This window comes from Eubacterium limosum, assembly GCF_000807675.2.
GTDB classification, from domain to species: Bacteria; Bacillota; Clostridia; order Eubacteriales; family Eubacteriaceae; genus Eubacterium; species Eubacterium limosum.
The window spans coordinates 2,980,133-2,997,030 of the sequence record NZ_CP019962.1; the positions used below are offsets into that span (position 1 = coordinate 2,980,133).

General features: G+C 50.1%; 17 protein-coding genes. 13 read left to right on the forward strand and 4 right to left on the reverse strand.

Going from position 1 to position 16,898, the window contains the following annotated elements; translation table 11 throughout:
- The first annotated feature begins 156 nt into the window (after positions 1-156).
- From B2M23_RS13925 to B2M23_RS13935, 4 genes are read left to right on the forward strand one after another with little or no spacing between them, the layout of a single operon-like run.
- Positions 157-1,536, forward strand: coding sequence for an MFS transporter (locus tag B2M23_RS13925; protein ID WP_013381449.1), 1,380 nt, complete (start codon positions 157-159; stop codon positions 1,534-1,536).
- Between the two features lie 30 nt (positions 1,537-1,566).
- The gene (locus B2M23_RS13930) at positions 1,567-2,751 is read left to right on the forward strand and encodes a uroporphyrinogen decarboxylase family protein (protein WP_227209281.1); all 1,185 of its coding nucleotides are present in this window, start codon (positions 1,567-1,569) and stop codon (positions 2,749-2,751) included.
- A 10-nt stretch (positions 2,752-2,761) separates the two neighbouring features.
- Positions 2,762-2,917, forward strand: a complete 156-nt coding sequence (locus tag B2M23_RS21280; protein WP_154557373.1) for a hypothetical protein — start codon at positions 2,762-2,764, stop codon at positions 2,915-2,917.
- Between the two features lie 56 nt (positions 2,918-2,973).
- Positions 2,974-4,356: an SLC13 family permease gene (locus tag B2M23_RS13935; protein WP_038350682.1), complete on the forward strand. Its 1,383-nt coding sequence runs from the start codon at positions 2,974-2,976 to the stop codon at positions 4,354-4,356.
- 98 nt (positions 4,357-4,454) lie between these two features.
- Here B2M23_RS13935 and B2M23_RS13940 read toward each other — a convergent pair whose 3' ends face one another.
- The 4 genes from B2M23_RS13940 to thrC are packed head-to-tail and all read right to left on the reverse strand — an operon-like array spanning position 4,455 to position 7,682.
- Positions 4,455-4,823 (reverse strand): DUF1622 domain-containing protein, encoded by a 369-nt coding sequence (locus B2M23_RS13940; protein ID WP_038350681.1) that lies wholly within the window; start codon positions 4,821-4,823, stop codon positions 4,455-4,457.
- A gap of 2 nt (positions 4,824-4,825) precedes the next feature.
- A complete protein-coding gene (locus tag B2M23_RS13945; RefSeq protein ID WP_013381444.1) occupies positions 4,826-5,260 on the reverse strand; it encodes an ACT domain-containing protein in 435 nt (144 codons plus the stop codon).
- Positions 5,261-5,270: 10 nt separating this feature from the next.
- Entirely contained in the window at positions 5,271-6,164 is an 894-nt protein-coding gene (gene thrB, locus B2M23_RS13950; protein WP_013381443.1) for a homoserine kinase, read from the reverse strand.
- 15 nt (positions 6,165-6,179) lie between these two features.
- A complete protein-coding gene (thrC, locus tag B2M23_RS13955) occupies positions 6,180-7,682 on the reverse strand; it encodes a threonine synthase (RefSeq protein WP_038350680.1) in 1,503 nt (500 codons plus the stop codon).
- Positions 7,683-7,789: 107 nt separating this feature from the next.
- On the opposite strand from thrC, the gene B2M23_RS13960 reads away from it, so the two are divergent.
- The 9 genes from B2M23_RS13960 (at position 7,790) to B2M23_RS14000 (ending at position 16,866) form a co-directional block, all read left to right on the forward strand.
- Positions 7,790-9,034 (forward strand): homoserine dehydrogenase, encoded by a 1,245-nt coding sequence (locus B2M23_RS13960; protein WP_038350679.1) that lies wholly within the window; start codon positions 7,790-7,792, stop codon positions 9,032-9,034.
- 32 nt (positions 9,035-9,066) lie between these two features.
- Positions 9,067-10,275: an aspartate kinase gene (locus B2M23_RS13965; RefSeq protein ID WP_013381440.1), complete on the forward strand. Its 1,209-nt coding sequence runs from the start codon at positions 9,067-9,069 to the stop codon at positions 10,273-10,275.
- 112 nt (positions 10,276-10,387) lie between these two features.
- Positions 10,388-10,801 (forward strand): hypothetical protein, encoded by a 414-nt coding sequence (locus B2M23_RS13970; RefSeq protein ID WP_038350678.1) that lies wholly within the window; start codon positions 10,388-10,390, stop codon positions 10,799-10,801.
- Between the two features lie 103 nt (positions 10,802-10,904).
- On the forward strand, positions 10,905-12,329 hold the full coding sequence (locus tag B2M23_RS13975) for a hypothetical protein (protein ID WP_038350677.1): 1,425 nt from the start codon (positions 10,905-10,907) through the stop codon (positions 12,327-12,329).
- A 161-nt stretch (positions 12,330-12,490) separates the two neighbouring features.
- Positions 12,491-13,399, forward strand: a complete 909-nt coding sequence (nadA, locus tag B2M23_RS13980) for a quinolinate synthase NadA (RefSeq protein WP_038350676.1) — start codon at positions 12,491-12,493, stop codon at positions 13,397-13,399.
- 14 nt (positions 13,400-13,413) lie between these two features.
- Complete coding sequence (locus B2M23_RS13985; RefSeq protein ID WP_038350675.1) at positions 13,414-14,712, forward strand: L-aspartate oxidase; 1,299 nt, start codon at positions 13,414-13,416, stop codon at positions 14,710-14,712.
- Complete coding sequence (nadC, locus tag B2M23_RS13990; RefSeq protein WP_038350674.1) at positions 14,690-15,550, forward strand: carboxylating nicotinate-nucleotide diphosphorylase; 861 nt, start codon at positions 14,690-14,692, stop codon at positions 15,548-15,550. The genes B2M23_RS13985 and nadC overlap by 23 nt, the downstream gene beginning before the upstream one ends.
- Before the next feature lie 29 nt (positions 15,551-15,579).
- Positions 15,580-16,092, forward strand: coding sequence for a transcription repressor NadR (locus B2M23_RS13995; RefSeq protein WP_038350673.1), 513 nt, complete (start codon positions 15,580-15,582; stop codon positions 16,090-16,092).
- Between the two features lie 141 nt (positions 16,093-16,233).
- Positions 16,234-16,866: a chitobiase/beta-hexosaminidase C-terminal domain-containing protein gene (locus tag B2M23_RS14000; RefSeq protein ID WP_038350672.1), complete on the forward strand. Its 633-nt coding sequence runs from the start codon at positions 16,234-16,236 to the stop codon at positions 16,864-16,866.
- Positions 16,867-16,898: the final 32 nt, after the last annotated feature.

Sequence of the window (16,898 nt, forward strand, 5' to 3'; positions counted from 1 at the left end):
AATTATACTTCAATTACAAGATGCTTGTGTAAATGTTTTCCGGAAAAATAAAAAGCATACTGTAGAGATAAAATTGGCGTTAATACGTATTTTATGTATGAAAATCTTAGATAATATTGGAACAATTAAGATTTTTACTATGAAAGGGAGAGAAAAATGGCTGAAAAAGTTAAACCCAGAGTTTCTCAGTTTATCGTAACAATATTTGGTTTATCAGAACTGACGGCTTTAATGGTAGCAAGCCTATCGACAAGCTATTACTCATACTTTATCACGAATGTTTTGATGGTTGCACCGGCTGTAATGGGGACGATCCTGATTTTTACCAGAGCCTTTGACATTGGTACCCTGCTGCTGTCCGGTGTTGTGGAGGAGCGGATGAACCCGAGATGGGGGAAATACCGTTCCTGGCTCCTGCTGATGTGCCCCTTGGCGGCGGTCATCGGTATTTTACAGTATTCCAGCGCTGGCGGAACACAGACCGTCCAGCTCTGGATATCGGCAGTCTGCTATATTGTGTTCTTTGCGCTGTTCAATTTTGGGCGGACCGCGCAGCTGGCACTGCTCAACGCTCTTGGTGCCACCCCTGAGGACCGGGCCATGCTGTCTGCCAGAAAGGCACAGTTTGCGGCTGTGGCAGGCATTGTGCTCAATTCGACTTTCATGCCGCTGGTGCTGTGGTTTTCCGGCGAAACCAAGGATGCCACATCCTTTGGCTTTCTGGCAGCGGTCGTTATTTTTCAGATCGTATACCTGATTCCTCAGATGGGGCTGTTCAAGGTCTCCAGGGAATATGACAAGCCAGAGGAAAAATCGGTGGCGGTCAGGAAAAAGCTGTCGGCCAAAGAGATGGCTGAGCAGGTCTTTAAGAACCCGCCGCTCATGCTCATGCTGGTGGCGGAAACCTGCAAGACGGTGTGCAACACTCTGGTGCTGAGCATGGCAGTCTATTATTTCAGGGTTGTTGTCAATAATCTGGAATTTCAGCCGGTCTTTTCAACCGCGATCAGCATTGCGGGCTTTGTGGGCTCCTTGATTGCCGGCCAGTTCATTGTAAAAAAGCTGGGGAAGAAAAACACCTATCTCATCGGCTTTGCCGCGCCGGCCATCGCGCTGGTATGCGCCCGGCTGTTTGGCGGTCAGAGTGATATCACCTTTATGACAATCATGGTTATCGGCTGGTTCTTCTTTACCTTTATCGCGACGCCTGGCCCTGCCATGTTTGCGGACTGCGTCGAATATGGAAAATTTAAAATCGGTAAGGAAGGGCGTGCTTTCATCATGTCGCTCTACACATTGCCCATCAAAATTGGTGTCCTGATCGCAGGCGGATTTTCAGGCTATCTTTTAGCCGCTGTTGGTTATTCGGCGGAGGCTGCGGTAACCCCGCAGGTGGTTTCAGGAATATTCAGCGCCATCACACTGGCACCGGCCGCAGTACTGGCTGTTGGCTTCGTATGTATGCTTTTCTATAAACTGACAGAAAAGCGTGTCCGGGAAATTATGGAAGTGAACCGTCAGAATGACGGAATTTAATGAAGCAAAAGGGAAATGGAGGAAAGACAGTTGGATGCGAATCAATTAAAACAGGAAAGACAAGCGGATTTAAAGGCAGTATATTCAGGCAAGGTGCCTAAAAGGGTGCCCATACATCTATCCTTTGCCTTTGAAGCGTCGGTTTCCTATGCCATTGATCAGGGCATTGTGGAAAAGGGGAAGAATCTCCGCAACATCTATTGGGAACCAGAAACCTGGTACGATATCTTTGACCGGGTCAATAATGACTTTTATTCCGATATACCGCTGGGGCCTGGCGCCATACGGTTACCGATTCTATACCAGATACTGGAGGCGAAATCTATTATCATGGGGGCCACAGGCGTCATGCAGCACCCTGAGGTGCACTCACTGGAGCCTGAGGAGTACGATGCTTTTATTGAGGACCCGTTCTTTTACATGTCGGAAACACTGATGCCGAGGTTGTACCCGGCTCTGGATACCACGCCCGGACGGCGGGCCATGGTTCTGGCACAGGCGGTCAAGGCCAACGCCGACCAGTTTGCCGTCATCGGGCAGATGATGGGTAAAATCGCTGCAAAATACGGCTATCCAGCCGCGCCCAGTGGCCGCTCCACAGCCCCATTCGATTATCTGGCGGATTTTCTCAGATCCTTTACAGGGATATCAAAGGATATGCGCCGGTACCCGGACAAGGTTGTGCAGGCCTGCGACGCGCTGGTACCGCTGATGCTGCGGGAAGGGGTTCCAAACCCGGACAGCCTGCCGCCGGATTACCGGGTGATGATCCCGCTGCACATGGGCAGCTTTATCAACGAAAAGCAGTTTGAGAAATTTTACTGGCCCTCCTTCAAAAAGCTGATGGATGGTCTGGTAGCGCCAGGAGCCGGTGTTGACCTGTTCGTGGAGGATAACTGGATGCGCCATATGGACTATCTCAAGACCTTTAACGGGTCGGTGAAAATGCAGTTTGAATACGGCGATCCAAAGCTGGTAAAGGAAAAGCTCAGCGGAACCCGCCATGTGATCACAGGCTTTTTCCCAATCTCCCTGCTGCAGTTCGGCAGTGCGCAGGAGGTTAAGGACAAGGCCAAAGAACTCATTGACATCCTGGCACCAGGCGGCGGCTATATCTTTGGATTCGACAAGGGTTTGTTCTCGCTGGAGGGCAATACCATTAAAAACCTGCATGTGCTGACCGACTTTGTCCGTGATTACGGTGTTTACAGATAAGGAGCAAAAAATGGACGATAGAAATCAAAGCTTTGAGACCAAAAATTATGTTAAATGGGATGATTATTTGAAAGAACACGATCATCTTTCAGATATTGAAAGGGCAAGCGACATCCAAAAGTATGAGGACTTAGTATTCGCGCTGGTTCTCAGGCTATTCAGATAGTATAGAAGCCCCGGCAGTGTCTGCTTGCCGGGGTTTTTTACTGGAAAGGCAAAAAAATGAAAAAGCGTATTACAGGAATTGTGCTGTCGGCCGCTGTTTTTATCGGCTACCGGTTTGTGCCGGTTCCGCAGGGATTGGAAATGTCTGGTATGCAGACCTTGGCGCTTCTTGTTATTGCTATTCTTCTGTGGGTAACAGAGGCCATGCCTCTTGGGATTTCGAGTATTTTTGTTTTGGTGCTCCCGATGTTTTTCGGACTGGCAACCATGAAGGATTTTCTGGTGGCCTTTCCCAATCCTACTCTGTTTTTCGTGCTGGCGACCTTTGGCCTGTCGGCAGCTATTTCCAAGGTGCCCACAGCCAAGCGCATTCTGCTCATACTGCTGGAGAAAATGGGGAGCAAGGTCCACCTGTTTATTCTGGCCATGATGCTGGCCACAGCGCTCATTTCCTCCATCATGTCCAACATACCGGCGACGGTGATGTTCATGGGGCTGGCCATCAGCTTTCTGGAGCTTTACGATTCGGAGGAGGAACGCAGGCGCACTGGCAGAGCCATCATGATCGCCCTGCCCATCGCGGGCATGATCGGCGGGACCATCACGCCAGCTGGCAGCTCTAACAATATTTTAGCCCTGGGTCTGCTGGAGGAGTATGCAGGAGTGACGGTGCGATTTGTGGACTGGATGGCGATCTGTATTCCAGTAGTACTGGTCATGCTGCCCCTGGCGTGGCTGCTGATCATTAAAATTTTCAGGCCGGCGCCGGTTCATCCGGATAAAATCAGGCAGTTTATTCTGGAACTCAAGACCCTGGACAAGCCGGGCAGAGAAGAAAAAATGGTGGTGTCCATTCTGGTGGTAATGATCCTTCTCTGGATTCTGAGCTCATGGATTCCGGCGCTCAATGTCACCCTGGTTTCCATCTGCGGGCTGGCGTTTATGTTTTTGCCGGGTATTGATATTTTGCACTGGAAAGATTTCAAGGATGAGGTGAGCTGGGACGTCATTCTGATGATCGGCTCTGTCCTCTGCATCGGAAATCTAATTCTGGAAAACGGTGTGGCATCCTGGCTGGCGGACACCTTCTTCAGGGTGGACAATGGAACGAGCATTATCCTGCTCATTCTCCAGCTGGCAGTTTTCATGTATATTATGCAGCTGGTGCTGCCCAATGCCCCGGCGGTCATCACCTCCACTACGCTGCCGGTTACCATTGTGGCGGAGGCGCTTGGGATAAACGCGGCTGTTCTGGTCATTCCGCTCTGTATTTTTTCAAGCTGGACCATGATCCTGCCCCTGTCTGCAGTGCCGATGATGACCTATTCCAAGGGCTACTACAGTATGATGGATATCGGCAGGGCAGGCATCCCTATTCTGGTGATTCTCGCCCTTGTGCTGGCGCTTTGGATTCCTTTTATCTGCGGGGTGCTTCTTTAGTTTTATGAATGTTGAAACCTGTATATTTGCGATGAAGCCAGAGACGGCAGAGCATGAGAAAAGCCTTTCAGGATCGATCAGACCTGAAAGGCTTTTATTTATTTGAGGCTGTCCTTATTTTCCTTGCTTTCCTCAACGAGATTGTCCTTGCGGACCTCAGATTCCTCGTTTTTGATTTCCCAGTGGATCAGGGCTGTCAGGGCAGCGCGCAGCAGGATGATCCCGCCGACGATGATAAGCTCACTGGGCTGGCGGACAATGACAGTCCTCAGGATTTCGCTGCCAAGTTTGAACTCCAGTGCCATGGCCATCCCTTTGGCCAGATCCAGACGGGTGGAGGGCCTGCGGCGGATATAACCCCAGATTCCCTTGATGCCCGACCATATCAGCACGCCCACGCCAACGTACTCGAAGAACAGGATCGCGTATTGGACAATGGTATTCAGAACTTCTTCCAGAATTTCCATGGCTATTCCATTGCTACCAGATTAACGTTATGGACGCCGCGCAGCACCACCAGGTCACCGACGAGATCCTCGATGCTTCCCAGAAGGTCCTTTCCGTCAAGCGTCAGGATGACAACGGCAGCGTGGTTGATGGGGATATCCTGATGAATGGTAATGATGCTGGTCTTGTGCTCGCGCAGAATGTTCAGCACATTGGACAGAATTCCGGGCTCGTCATCGAGGATCATGGAAATGGTAAATTTTCGCCCAAAATCTTCAGAGGGCTTAAAAATATAGTCTTTGTATTTGTAATAAGTGCTCCGGCTGATGCCGACGCGCTTTACCGCGTCACTGACCGATTTGCACTGGGAGGATTCCAGCAGAATGCGGGCCTCCACCACCTTGCTGTAATACTCGGGCAGTATTTTTTTGCTGACAATCAGATAATCACGTATCATAGGCTTCTCCTTAAGAGTGCTGATCGGTACAAACGCCTGTGTTGTCCGGCTCCAGCTTGAGCAGGGTCCATCCCGGCAGCTTTTCTTTTAAATACTTACCCATTTCGGCATAAAACTGGTCATTGTCTCTGGTGGTAATGGCCAGAAGGGTGGGGCCGGCGCCGCTGATGCAGGTATTAAGCGCTCCCAGCTCCCGTGCTTTTTGGGAAACCTCATCATAATGGGCGATGAGGCCCTCGCGGTAGGGCTGGTGCAGCTTGTCCTCAACGCTGACCTTAAGGATATCCGGCCGCCCTTCAGTCAGGGCAAGGTAGGTCATGGTTGCGCGGGACACGTTAAATACTGCATCCTTGTGGAATACTTTTTTCGGCAGTGCCTTGCGGGCCTCCATGGTGGACAGGGTAAAGTCCGGGATAAGGCCGTAGAATTCAAAACACTGTGAAACCTCTTTCTTGATATAGTGGTTTTCTTCCTTGAGTCCAAGGGAAACCACCAGGCCGCCGAACATGGCGGGCGCTACGTTGTCGGGATGGCCCTCCATCTCAACAGCCATGTCAAAGAGCTCCTTGCCCGTCAGGGGAGCGCCGCAGAGGGTGTTGGCCCCCACCAGGCCGCCGACAATACAGGCGGCAGAGCTGCCCAGGCCGCGGCTTACAGGAATGTTGACGTCGGTGTAAATGTAAATGCCCTTTGGCCGGTAGTGGACACGGTTAAAGACCTTGAGCATGGCCTTGTAGACCAGGTTGGACTTGCCCTGGTAACGCCGTTCGACGCCCCGGATGGTAAGCTTGCCGTTGTCCCTTTCCTCAAAGCTGAAGATGTTATATAACTGAAAAGCCATACCGAAGGCATCAAAGCCAGGTCCGATATTGGCTGTTGTTGCGGGTACGCGTACTTTTATCATGAATGGTTCACTCTCCTATTTGTCTAAAAATGCTGTGATGCAGCCGGCCATTTCCTCCGGCCTGCAAACTTTGTCGTGGCGGTTTTCTTTCTGATCCAGATCTCTCAGCGGAACGGGGATTTCCGTTTGGGTCCGGGCGGCCAGCTCCTTGAGCACTGCGTAATCGTCCATGCCTTCAGGCACTTCGCCGAAGATGCTCTCATAAACGCTGCGGCCAAATTTGTACGGGCTGGCAGTGGACAGGATGATGGTCGGAGTCTCGACATCACCGGTATCCGCGCGGTAGTCGCTGTAGACCTTGCTGGCAACAGCAGTGTGTGGGTCCATGAGGTAATGGTTATACTCAAACATACGCTTAATGGCCCCGGCGGTTTCTTCCTCGTTAGCACAGCCAGCGTAGAAAACATGGTCGTCGCCCATGAAGAGAAGCTCGCGTTCCAGCGCGTAGGAGCCGTCTGCGCTCAACTGGTTCATCAGGTCTGCGATCACCTCGCTGTTGCCGCCTGTGATGTCATAGAGCAGGCGTTCCAGGTTGCTGGAGATCAGAATGTCCATGGACGGAGACATGGTTTTATAGAAATCGCGGTTGCGGTTATATTCACCAGTGTGGAAAAAGTCGGTCAGGATGTTATTTTTATTGGACGCGCAGATGAGCCGGCTGACAGGCAGACCGATGGCACGGGCGTAGTAGCCGGCCAGAATGTTTCCGAAGTTACCGGTCGGCACCACAAAGTTAACAGCCTCTCCCAGGTCGATAACTGCTTTTTTGTAGAGCTGCATGTAGCTGTAAAAATAGTATACAATCTGGGGCAGCAGGCGTCCGATGTTGATGGAGTTGGCCGAGGAAAAAACATAACCCTGTTCCCGCAGCTCCTCGATCAGGCCGCTGTTGTTCAGAATTTCCTTGACGCCGTTCTGGGTATCGTCAAAATTGCCGGCCACACCGATGACGCAGGTGTTATCGCCATCCTGGGTTAGCATCTGTTTTTCCTGGATGGTGCTGACGCCGTCCTTCGGATAGTAGACCACAATGTTGATGTGGGGCACTTTGGCAAAGCCCTCGAGGGCAGCCTTTCCAGTATCGCCGGAGGTGGCGGTCAGAATGACGATATCCTTGCTGATATCGGCGTTTTTCATGGCCGTTGTCATCAGATAGGGGAGAATGGTCAGCGCCATATCCTTGAAGGCGCAGGTAGGGCCGTGGTAAAGCTCAAGAAAATAACGATCGTCTACTTTTTTAAGGGATACGGGTTCCTCATTTTCAAATTTTCCGGTATAATAGGCATTGTGGATACAGTCTTTGATCTGTTCATCACTGAAGTCGTCCAAAAAGTATTTGAAAATCTCAAAAGCCAACTCTCCGTAGGTTGCATCCTTCAAAGCTGTCAGGTCAATTTTTATGTCATGGATGAATGAAGGGACGAATAAGCCGCCATCCTTGGCGATTCCTTTGATAATTCCTTCTGACGCGGACACGTTTGCTTCGCCTCCGCGTGTGCTGACATATTTTTCTTTCATAGTTCCTCCAAAATTTTTATTGAATATCCTTAATATATATGATAGAATGTTTTCGAGATAAAAACAAGTGTTTTTTTCATGAATACATTTACAGAGGTGAAAATCATTTGAATATTGGATTATTGGGGTTCGGAACCATCGGAACCGGTGTGTACGAGCTCATCAATTTAAACAAGGGAAGGTTCGCCAAGAACCTGGACGAAAAAGTTGTGATCACCAAAATTCTGGATAAGGATCCCAACAAGAAGGTAGCAGAGGAAGACAAGGTGGCCCGCGTGGTCACGAACCCGGATGACATTATGGACGATCCGGAGATTGAGATTGTCATTGCGCTTCTCGGCGGTATGGATTTTGAGTATGGCCTCATCAAGCGGGCGCTGGAGAGCGGAAAACATGTGGTAACCGCCAACAAGGCTGTTATATCAGAGTATTTTGAGGAGCTGCTGACCATCGCGGCGGAAAACAATGTGATTCTGCGCTATGAGGCCAGCGTCGGCGGCGGGATTCCCATTATTGGCTCTTTAAAGGAAGAATTAAAGATTAACCGTGTCAATGAAATCAAGGGAATTCTCAATGGAACCACCAATTTCATTCTATCCAAGATGACTGAGGAAGGGGCCGATTTTGCGGATACCCTGAAGCTGGCCCAGAGCATTGGCTTTGCGGAGGCAGACCCGACAGCCGATATTGAGGGCTATGATGTTTCCAGAAAGCTGGCGATTTTATCCTCACTGGCCTACGGCGGCATCATCAAGGATGAGGATGTGCGCAAGCGCGGCCTGTCTGATGTGCGCGCTGTGGATATCGAGATGGCCGGCGATTACGGCTATATCATCAAGTATCTGGGCCATTCTGTGCTAAAGGAAGGAAACCAGGTCTATACCACTGTGGAGCCGGTGATGTTTAAGGAAGCCTCCATTATGAGCAATGTTAATTCCGAATTCAACATTATCTCCATTGTGGGCGACATTATCGGAGAGCTTCAGTTCTACGGCAAGGGCGCAGGCAAGGACGCCACAGCCAACGCCGTGGTGGGCGATGCCCTTTACATCATCAACTGCATTAAGGACAATAATTTCCCCAAACCGCTGGTCTTCAGGAAACAGCTGGACAAAAAAGGCGTTGGCGCCTTTAAGGGCAAGTATTACCTGCGTGTGGACATTGACAGCCACGATACCTTCGAGCATGCTTTAAACGCTGTGGATGAGGTCTGCGCACGCAAAAATATCATTGTCAGCGACAACCGGGTCTTCTTTATGACCGAGCCGGTGGAGGCAGATGTCTTTGACGCCATGGTTGCCAAAATCAAAGAAAAACAGAGCGAGTGCTTCTACGCGCGCATCTATGAATAAATAAAAGAGAACATTATTAAAGAGGAGTATGTATGGAAGATTTAATTGTGCAGAAATACGGCGGCACCAGCGTCGGCACGGTTGAAAAAATCAAGCGAGTTGCAAGGCGGATTGTGGAGACGAAAAATGCCGGCAATAAGGTCGTTGTGGTTGTTTCCGCCATGGGAAAAACCACCGATGAGCTGGTGGATCTGGCTCTGGCCATCAATCCGAATCCGCCGAGCCGCGAGATGGATGTGCTGTTGGCCACAGGTGAGCAGGTGTCCATTTCCCTTTTAGCCATGGCCATCCAGACCATCGGCCATGATGTGGTGTCCCTGACAGGCGCTCAGTGCGGCATCCAGACATCGGACGTGCACAAGCGCGCCCGTATCAGCGGCATAGACACTGCCCGTATCGAGAGAGAGCTTGCCGATGAAAAGATTGTCATTGTGGCCGGCTTCCAGGGAGTGGATGAAAACCGCGATATCACGACTTTGGGCCGAGGCGGTTCTGATACCAGTGCGGTGGCCATTGCAGCGGCTTTAGAGGCAAAATGCTGCGAAATTTATACCGATGTGGATGGGGTCTATAATGCAGACCCGCGCGTTGTGCCCACAGCCACCAAAATGGATGAGGTCTCCTATCAGGAGGTTCTTGAAATGGCCAGTCTTGGCGCCGGTGTTTTGCACCCGCGTTCTGTGGAGCTTGCTGAAAAATTTAAAATGCCGCTCATCGTAAGATCGAGCTATAATAATAACGAAGGAACGATTATCAAGGAGGATGTTAAAATGGAAAAAGTGTTAGTTAGAGGAATTGCGTTAGACGAAAATATCGCTAAAATATCAATTTTTGAAGTACCGGACCAGCCAGGGATTGCTTTCAAGCTGTTCAGCATGCTGGCCTCCGCCAATATTCACGTAGACATGATCGTGCAGAATGTTAACCGCACCGCGGTCAATGATATCTCATTCACCGTCGATGCCGACGAGCTTCAGGAAGCAGTAGAAGTATCCCAGAAGTTTGCTTTTGAGGTCGAAGCCCAGAAGGTTGCCTTTGACAAGGGCGTTGCCAAGTTGTCTGTTGTGGGTACCGGCATTGTTGCCAATGCGGAAATTGCCTCTAAATTTTTTGAATCCCTCTTTGAGCTCGGCATCAATATCCAGACCATCAGCACCTCTGAAATCAAAATTTCCTGCCTGATCGATAAGGAACGGGCCAAGGAAGCCATGATCCATATTCATAAAAAATTCGATATGTAATATACTTTATCCGGATTGCTTTAAGGCGGTCCGGTTTTTTTATCCCCGGCTTTTCATCAGAGAAAATCTGCGCTATAATATAGAGTAAGAAATCGTGCTGAGGAGGGAAAGTATGAAAACAATTCAGGATTTTGCGGCACTGTTAGACGGCAGAGAATATAAAAAGGAAATGACAGAGGATGAAATCATACAGGCCAGAGAACTTGGCTTTGTCATTGTCTTTGGCTGCTCCGACGACCGGACGGTTTTTCACGGTGCCATCGAGGAGGAACGCCAGACCGTTGACGGCGGCACCCTTTATATTACGGAAAAAGGCCTGTTCGAGGACTGCCCCTGTAACTGTATCTATTCACAGGAGGCAAAGGAAAAGGCCAGCCCTATCGAGGTGAGATGGTGTAAAGGCCCCTATGTCTGGTCCTACAGAACTGAGATCCCCCACGAAAGCTTTGAGATCATCGACAATCAGCCCGCAGAAAACCTCAAGTTCTGCCAGGGAATGGTGTTTGACCTGAAAGGAATAGAATAAGCCTTTATGCAGCGTGCATATAAGACACGCTGCTTTTTTATTTGTTTCATTTCAGTCTCCTTTGGGTAATCAAAGAATATGATGAAAAAAGGAGAAATTAGAAATGGAAAAAACCATTGGCGACAATCGAAAGCTCAGAAATGGCTTTATTACTTATTTTATTGTCCTGATCGCCCTGGGCGCTGTCTTAATTCCCGTGCTGCCGGGAGGGGCGCTGCCTCTTGAAATTGTATTCTTAATTTTATTTCCGGGTATTCCCGGCACTGTGGTGTGGTACATTACCAATAACGGCCCCAAAAAGACGCCGAAGGAGTGGCTGCAGTACAACTGGTACGGTGTTGTGCTGTCCGGTGTCATTATCCTGACCGCGTTGCTGCTGCTTTTGCCGCAGTTCCGTTACCCGACGGATTACCTGTTCTTCACCCAGACTTTTGATGAGAATATCCCACGGGCAATCGAGAATGGACGGGCCTTTGAGGGCGTTCTTCAAAATCTTTTCTCAGGCCTGACACCAGAAAGCGCCTGGATGCTCAGAGCCTTTAACGTGGCTTTTCTCGTGCTTTTCGGCCTTCTTTTGGATCAGTGGCGCCGGAGTAAATCGCACAATGACCTGGTGGCTTTTCTGGTAACCACAGTCCTCATGGCCTTTTCGGTGATCACAGATTTCACCGCCTATGCAAGCCTGGTTTCCTTTATCCCGGCCGTTTGCTGTGCCGGCGTCTGTGTTATTCTGTATGACCGGTTTGACAGCGCACTGGCAGACCGTGACCTCAAAACCGCTTATATCGCGCTGCTGCTGTCACTGGTCTTTTTGCTCGTGACCTTCCTGCTGGCTCAGGTTCCCACCATGGTGACCTTTGTCCTGCTGACTGGCTACGTTTATTTTAACAGGGCGGCTCAATCCTCGGTGAAATACGTCGGCTTTTTTGCTTTGCTCTTTGTGTGGGGAACTGCCATCTATTTCGGCATCTCCCAGGCTCTGGCAGGCTCGGCGCAGCGGGTGCTTAACCTTGGACTGGACCCGGCAAGCTCTCTCGGGGCCTTTGGCGGCCGCCTGCTGTGGTTCTTCGGTACCGTGGTGCCAGGCTGTCTGAATAAGATCGTTGAGGCCTTTTTCGGCTCAGCCGTCTACTACAAAGACCCCATCAATCTGGCAGTGACGCCCTATAACCAGATGGTGGCCGGCATTTTTGTATTCTGCGTCCTGTTCTTCTTTATCCTGTCGCTGGTTACCTACTATAAAACCAGGCGCAAGGCGGCGGATGTTATTTTGCTGTTACTCTTTGTGCCGCTGGCTTTTATGTATTATCTGGTGCTTCTGCCCACCACCTTTGCCTCCTACGATACCCTTGGTGTCAATGCTGTTATTGTGTTTATCATGGTATTTGGTATCCGGGACCTGGTGCTTGTTGGGCGGGATACACCCAGTAAGCTTCAGAAGCGGGTCTACGTTTCCATCATCAGCGTTCTGATTTTTCTGCTGATCCTCAACAGCAACCTCTTTACCGCGCAGTTTATTACGGGCTGAGAATGCCCAGTCCAAAGCCTCTTTGTCAACGATTTTTAGTGGCAAAGAGGTCTTTTTATGCGCTTTTTCAGCAAAAACTTTGATAAATTTACAACGATGCTTGTTATGTGACAAGACAGATGCTATAATAGTTGGAAAGACTGTATACACGGAGGAGAATTATGAACGAGATGGTTGAGCGGATTTTAGAGCTCAAAAAGGAAAAGGATGTCGTGATTCTGGCACACTATTACGTGACCGGTGACATCCAGGATATAGCTGATTATGTGGGAGATTCCTACCTGCTCAGCAAAAAAGCAGCAGAGGCCAGTGAAAAGGTCATCCTGTTCTGCGGCGTCGAATTTATGGGAGAGAGCGCGAAAATCCTGAGCCCGGATAAAACCGTGCTCATGCCAGATATGGAGGCCGACTGCCCAATGGCCCATATGGTAACGCCTGAGGATATCCGGCAGCTCAAGGAAGAATGTCCCGATGCGGCTGTGGTCTGCTATATCAACTCAACCGCCGAAACCAAGGCCTGTGCCGATGTCTGCGTCACCTCATCCAACGCTGAGCGGGTTGTGGCCGCCATGCCTCAGAAGGAAATCTACTTTGTGCCGGATTCCAATCTCGGCCGCCATATTGCTGAAAAGCTGCCGGAAAAAACCTTCTATTTCCACAATGGCTTCTGTCCGACTCATGCCCGCATCAGCGAAGCACTTGTCAGGAGGGCAAAGGAAGACCACCCCGGCGCCAAGGTGCTCATGCATCCCGAGTGTATCCCGGAGGCCCTGGCTCTGGCCGACTATATTGGAAGCACCTCGGGTATCATCGACTTTCCGGGAAAGGATGGCGGCGACAGCTATATCATCGCTACTGAGGAAGGCGTTATGCACCAGATGAAAAAGCAGTACCCGGACAAGGCCTTTTATATGGTCGATGACCTCTGTATCTGCGAGAATATGAAGAAAAATACTTTGGAAAAAATCCTGAATACCCTTGAAACCTTTGACAATACAATGGAAATGGATGAGAAGCTGCGTGTGCAGGCATCCTGTTCCCTTAAAAAAATGCACGAGTTAGCACAGTAAGGAAGTGTGTGAAAATGAAGAATCATGCCGATGTTATTATCGTCGGAACCGGGGCGGCAGGTCTGTTCTGTGCCCTTAAGCTGCCCCAGAATTTGAGAATTATCATGATTACCAAGGATGAGGCTGAAAACAGCGATTCCTTCCTGGCCCAGGGCGGTATCTGTATGCTGAAGAGTCCTGAGGACTATAAAAGCTATTACGAGGATACCATGAAAGCCGGCCATTACCAGAACGACCCACAGGCCGTATCGGTGATGATCAACAGCTCGCCCCATATCATTGACGAGCTGGTCCGCTATGGGGTGGACTTCAGGCGGAAGGGCAGTGAATTTGCCTTTACCCGCGAAGGGGCCCATTCTACCCCCAGAATCCTGTACCACGACGATGTGACTGGCCGGGAGATCACCAGCAAGCTGCTGGAACAGGTAAAAACCCGCAGAAACATTGAGTTTCACGAGTTTACCACCATGATCGACCTGATCTGCGAAAACAGCCGGTGCTCTGGCATTATGGCCCGGAGCAAAACAGGGGAAACCTTCCCGCTTTACGCGGAAAACATTGTACTGGCAACAGGCGGCCTGGGCGGCCTGTTCCGCTATTCCACCAATTATCCACACATTACCGGGGACGCTCTGGGCATTGCCATCCGGCATGGCATTGCGGTAAAAAACATCAATTATATCCAGATCCATCCCACCACCCTGTATTCCCAAAAGCCAGGCCGTTCTTTTCTGATCTCCGAATCGGTCAGGGGAGAGGGCGGTATTCTGTTAAACGCCAAGGGCGAGCGCTTTGTCAATGAGCTGCTTCCCAGAGATCTGCTGACTGAGGCCATCGAGAAGCAGAAGGCCATTGACCACAAGGAGTATGTACGTTTATCCGTCGTTCATCTCGGGGCAGAGGCCATCAAGGGGCGATTTCCGAATATTTACAGGCATTGTCTGGAAGAGGGCTACGATATGACAAGGGAGCCTATACCCGTCACACCGGCCCAGCACTATTTTATGGGCGGCATTGAGGTCGACCTGGACAGCCGTACCTCCTTTGAGAATCTGTACGCGGTGGGGGAAACCAGCTGCAACGGCGTTCACGGGGCCAACCGCCTCGCCAGCAACTCCCTGCTGGAGAGCCTGGTCTTTGCCGAAAGGGCAGCCCGGCATATCGCGGCAGAGCCGCGGCGCAGCATGGCCTTGGGCCTGCCGGCTTTTTCGATGCTGTCAGCGCCTCAGGTGGTTCCGGATTACAAATCATTGATATTAGAGGAAATTAAGAGAGAGGACACACATTTTTATGAACAATGGTGCAACAATTAAAATAAATGTTGACGAGGCAATACTGAGCGCCCTGCGGGAGGATGTGACCAGTGAGGACATTACCACAAACGCGGTCATGCGTGAGCCCCGGCAGGGCAGGGCAGAGCTTATCTGTAAACAGGACGGTGTGCTGGCCGGGATCGGCGTTTTCAGACGGGTATTTGAGCTTTTAGACGATACCGCTGCTTTTGAACTTTACTGTGAGGATGGCGATAAGGTATCAGAGGGCGCCGTTATCGGCATTGTCACCGGTGATATCCGCTGTCTGCTCACTGGCGAACGGACCGCCCTGAATTTTCTCCAGCGTATGAGCGGCATCGCCACCTATACCAGAGGTCTGGCCGATGTGCTGGAGGGGAGCCAGACAAAGCTGTTGGATACGCGTAAAACTACGCCAAATATGCGTGTTTTTGAAAAGTACGCTGTCAAGGTTGGCGGCGGCTATAACCACCGCTATAACCTGTCCGATGGTATTCTGCTGAAGGATAACCATATCGGCGCTGCCGGAAGTGTGAAAAAGGCAGTGGCCATGGCAAAAGAATACGCTTCCTTTGTGCGCAAGATCGAGGTAGAGGTTGAAAATCTTGAGATGCTGGAGGAAGCCCTTGAGGCCGGAGCGGATATTATCATGCTGGATAACATGGACAGCGAGACCATGAGAAAAGCAGTGGCCATGGTTGATGGCCGTGCTGAGACGGAGTGCTCGGGCAATGTTACCCTTGAACGTCTGAGTGAGATTGCTGAGATTGGCGTCGATTATGTCTCTTGCGGTGCGCTGACGCATTCCGCACCCATTCTGGACTTTTCACTCAAGAATCTCAGGCCAGTTAAAGCGTAGAATACAGAGAAAGAAAGGTTGGTGATTATTTGGACGGAGAACAGCGGCGCAGGGAAATTATGGATGTGCTCAGGACCACCAAAGCTCCCGTATCCGGCGCCTTTCTGGGAAAAAAGTTTCATGTCAGCCGGCAGGTTATCGTTCAGGACATTGCCCTGATCCGCGCGAACTGCCCGGGCATTATCTCCACACATCGAGGCTATATTATGACCCAGCCTGCCTATGTCAGCCGGGTCTTTAAAGTCTGCCACGAGCCCGATCAGATTGAGGATGAGCTTAACCGTATCGTGGATGCAGGGGCAAGAGCTGTGGACGTCTTTGTCAGACATGCTATTTACGGTAAAATTGAAGCTGAGCTCAATGTATTTTCCAGGCGGGATGTGCGCCTCTTTGTGGATAAGGTAAAAAATCAGGGGGTAAAGCCTCTGACGGATATTACCGGCGGCGAGCATTACCACACTGTGGAAGCAGATTCCGAGAGTATTCTGGATGAGGTTGAAGAGGCCCTGCAAAGTGTAGGTATTCTCATAGGCGTTGAATAAACATATGGCAGAAGCGGTTAAATGCTTCTGCTTTTTTCGTTGTTCGCAAAAGGGCCGAATGGGTATAAATGACAATAAATAAGGGTTTCTTTTTTGATGAAACCGTTATATAATAGAATCATCAAGGAAAAGAGGTAAGAAATGAAAAAGAGACATTTAATCGCACTTTTTATGATTCTTTTGCTCCTGATCCCGTCGCTCAGCGGCTGCGGAAAAGATCTGACCACAAAAATATCTCTGGAATCAGGAGAATACTATGGTGAACAGGAAGTCACCCTTTCAAATGCCGGAACCGGAACGATTTATTACACCCTCGACGGCTCTGACCCAAGGGATGGCGGCAATGAATATAATCCTGAAATGCCACTGAAGATCAACTATGATTCAACCCTGAAGGCCTACACTAAGGAAGGCAGCAGTAAGGGGAAGGTTGTTGAAGCCACCTACACTATTAAAAATATGGAACAGACCGATCAAAGCTCGGGCGCGCTGATGTTTACATCCTATATCCGCGGCACCTACCAGAGTGGTGATTCCAAAATCATCTTTAACCATGACCGTTCCCTTGAATGGCAGAACGGCTCGGATACTGGCAGTTCACCCTATACCATTACAATGTCCAGCGACGAGGACCCGTTAAAGGCGACGCTAACTTACATCAATAACGATGGCAAGGAGGCTAAATACGATATTGACGCCAACGCTATCTGGGACGATGGTTCCCTGATCATTAACGGAACCACCTACCAGCCTGTGGATGAAGAAGAGGAATAACTGGACGGTCAGACAATAATAAAAAGAACCGC

What these genes read in the sequence shown, in the direction of transcription:
- B2M23_RS13925 (WP_013381449.1), top strand. Translation starts at nt 157, where the DNA reads ATGGCTGAAAAAGTTAAACCCAGAGTTTCTCAGTTTATCGTAACAATA.
- B2M23_RS21280 (WP_154557373.1), top strand. Translation starts at nt 2,762, where the DNA reads ATGGACGATAGAAATCAAAGCTTTGAGACCAAAAATTATGTTAAATGG.
- B2M23_RS13935 (WP_038350682.1), top strand. Translation starts at nt 2,974, where the DNA reads ATGAAAAAGCGTATTACAGGAATTGTGCTGTCGGCCGCTGTTTTTATC.
- B2M23_RS13940 (WP_038350681.1), bottom strand. Translation starts at nt 4,823, where the DNA reads ATGGAAATTCTGGAAGAAGTTCTGAATACCATTGTCCAATACGCGATC.
- B2M23_RS13945 (WP_013381444.1), bottom strand. Translation starts at nt 5,260, where the DNA reads ATGATACGTGATTATCTGATTGTCAGCAAAAAAATACTGCCCGAGTAT.
- thrB (WP_013381443.1), bottom strand. Translation starts at nt 6,164, where the DNA reads ATGATAAAAGTACGCGTACCCGCAACAACAGCCAATATCGGACCTGGC.
- thrC (WP_038350680.1), bottom strand. Translation starts at nt 7,682, where the DNA reads ATGAAAGAAAAATATGTCAGCACACGCGGAGGCGAAGCAAACGTGTCC.
- B2M23_RS13965 (WP_013381440.1), top strand. Translation starts at nt 9,067, where the DNA reads ATGGAAGATTTAATTGTGCAGAAATACGGCGGCACCAGCGTCGGCACG.
- B2M23_RS13970 (WP_038350678.1), top strand. Translation starts at nt 10,388, where the DNA reads ATGAAAACAATTCAGGATTTTGCGGCACTGTTAGACGGCAGAGAATAT.
- B2M23_RS13975 (WP_038350677.1), top strand. Translation starts at nt 10,905, where the DNA reads ATGGAAAAAACCATTGGCGACAATCGAAAGCTCAGAAATGGCTTTATT.
- nadA (WP_038350676.1), top strand. Translation starts at nt 12,491, where the DNA reads ATGAACGAGATGGTTGAGCGGATTTTAGAGCTCAAAAAGGAAAAGGAT.
- B2M23_RS13985 (WP_038350675.1), top strand. Translation starts at nt 13,414, where the DNA reads ATGAAGAATCATGCCGATGTTATTATCGTCGGAACCGGGGCGGCAGGT.
- nadC (WP_038350674.1), top strand. Translation starts at nt 14,690, where the DNA reads ATGAACAATGGTGCAACAATTAAAATAAATGTTGACGAGGCAATACTG.
- B2M23_RS14000 (WP_038350672.1), top strand. Translation starts at nt 16,234, where the DNA reads ATGAAAAAGAGACATTTAATCGCACTTTTTATGATTCTTTTGCTCCTG.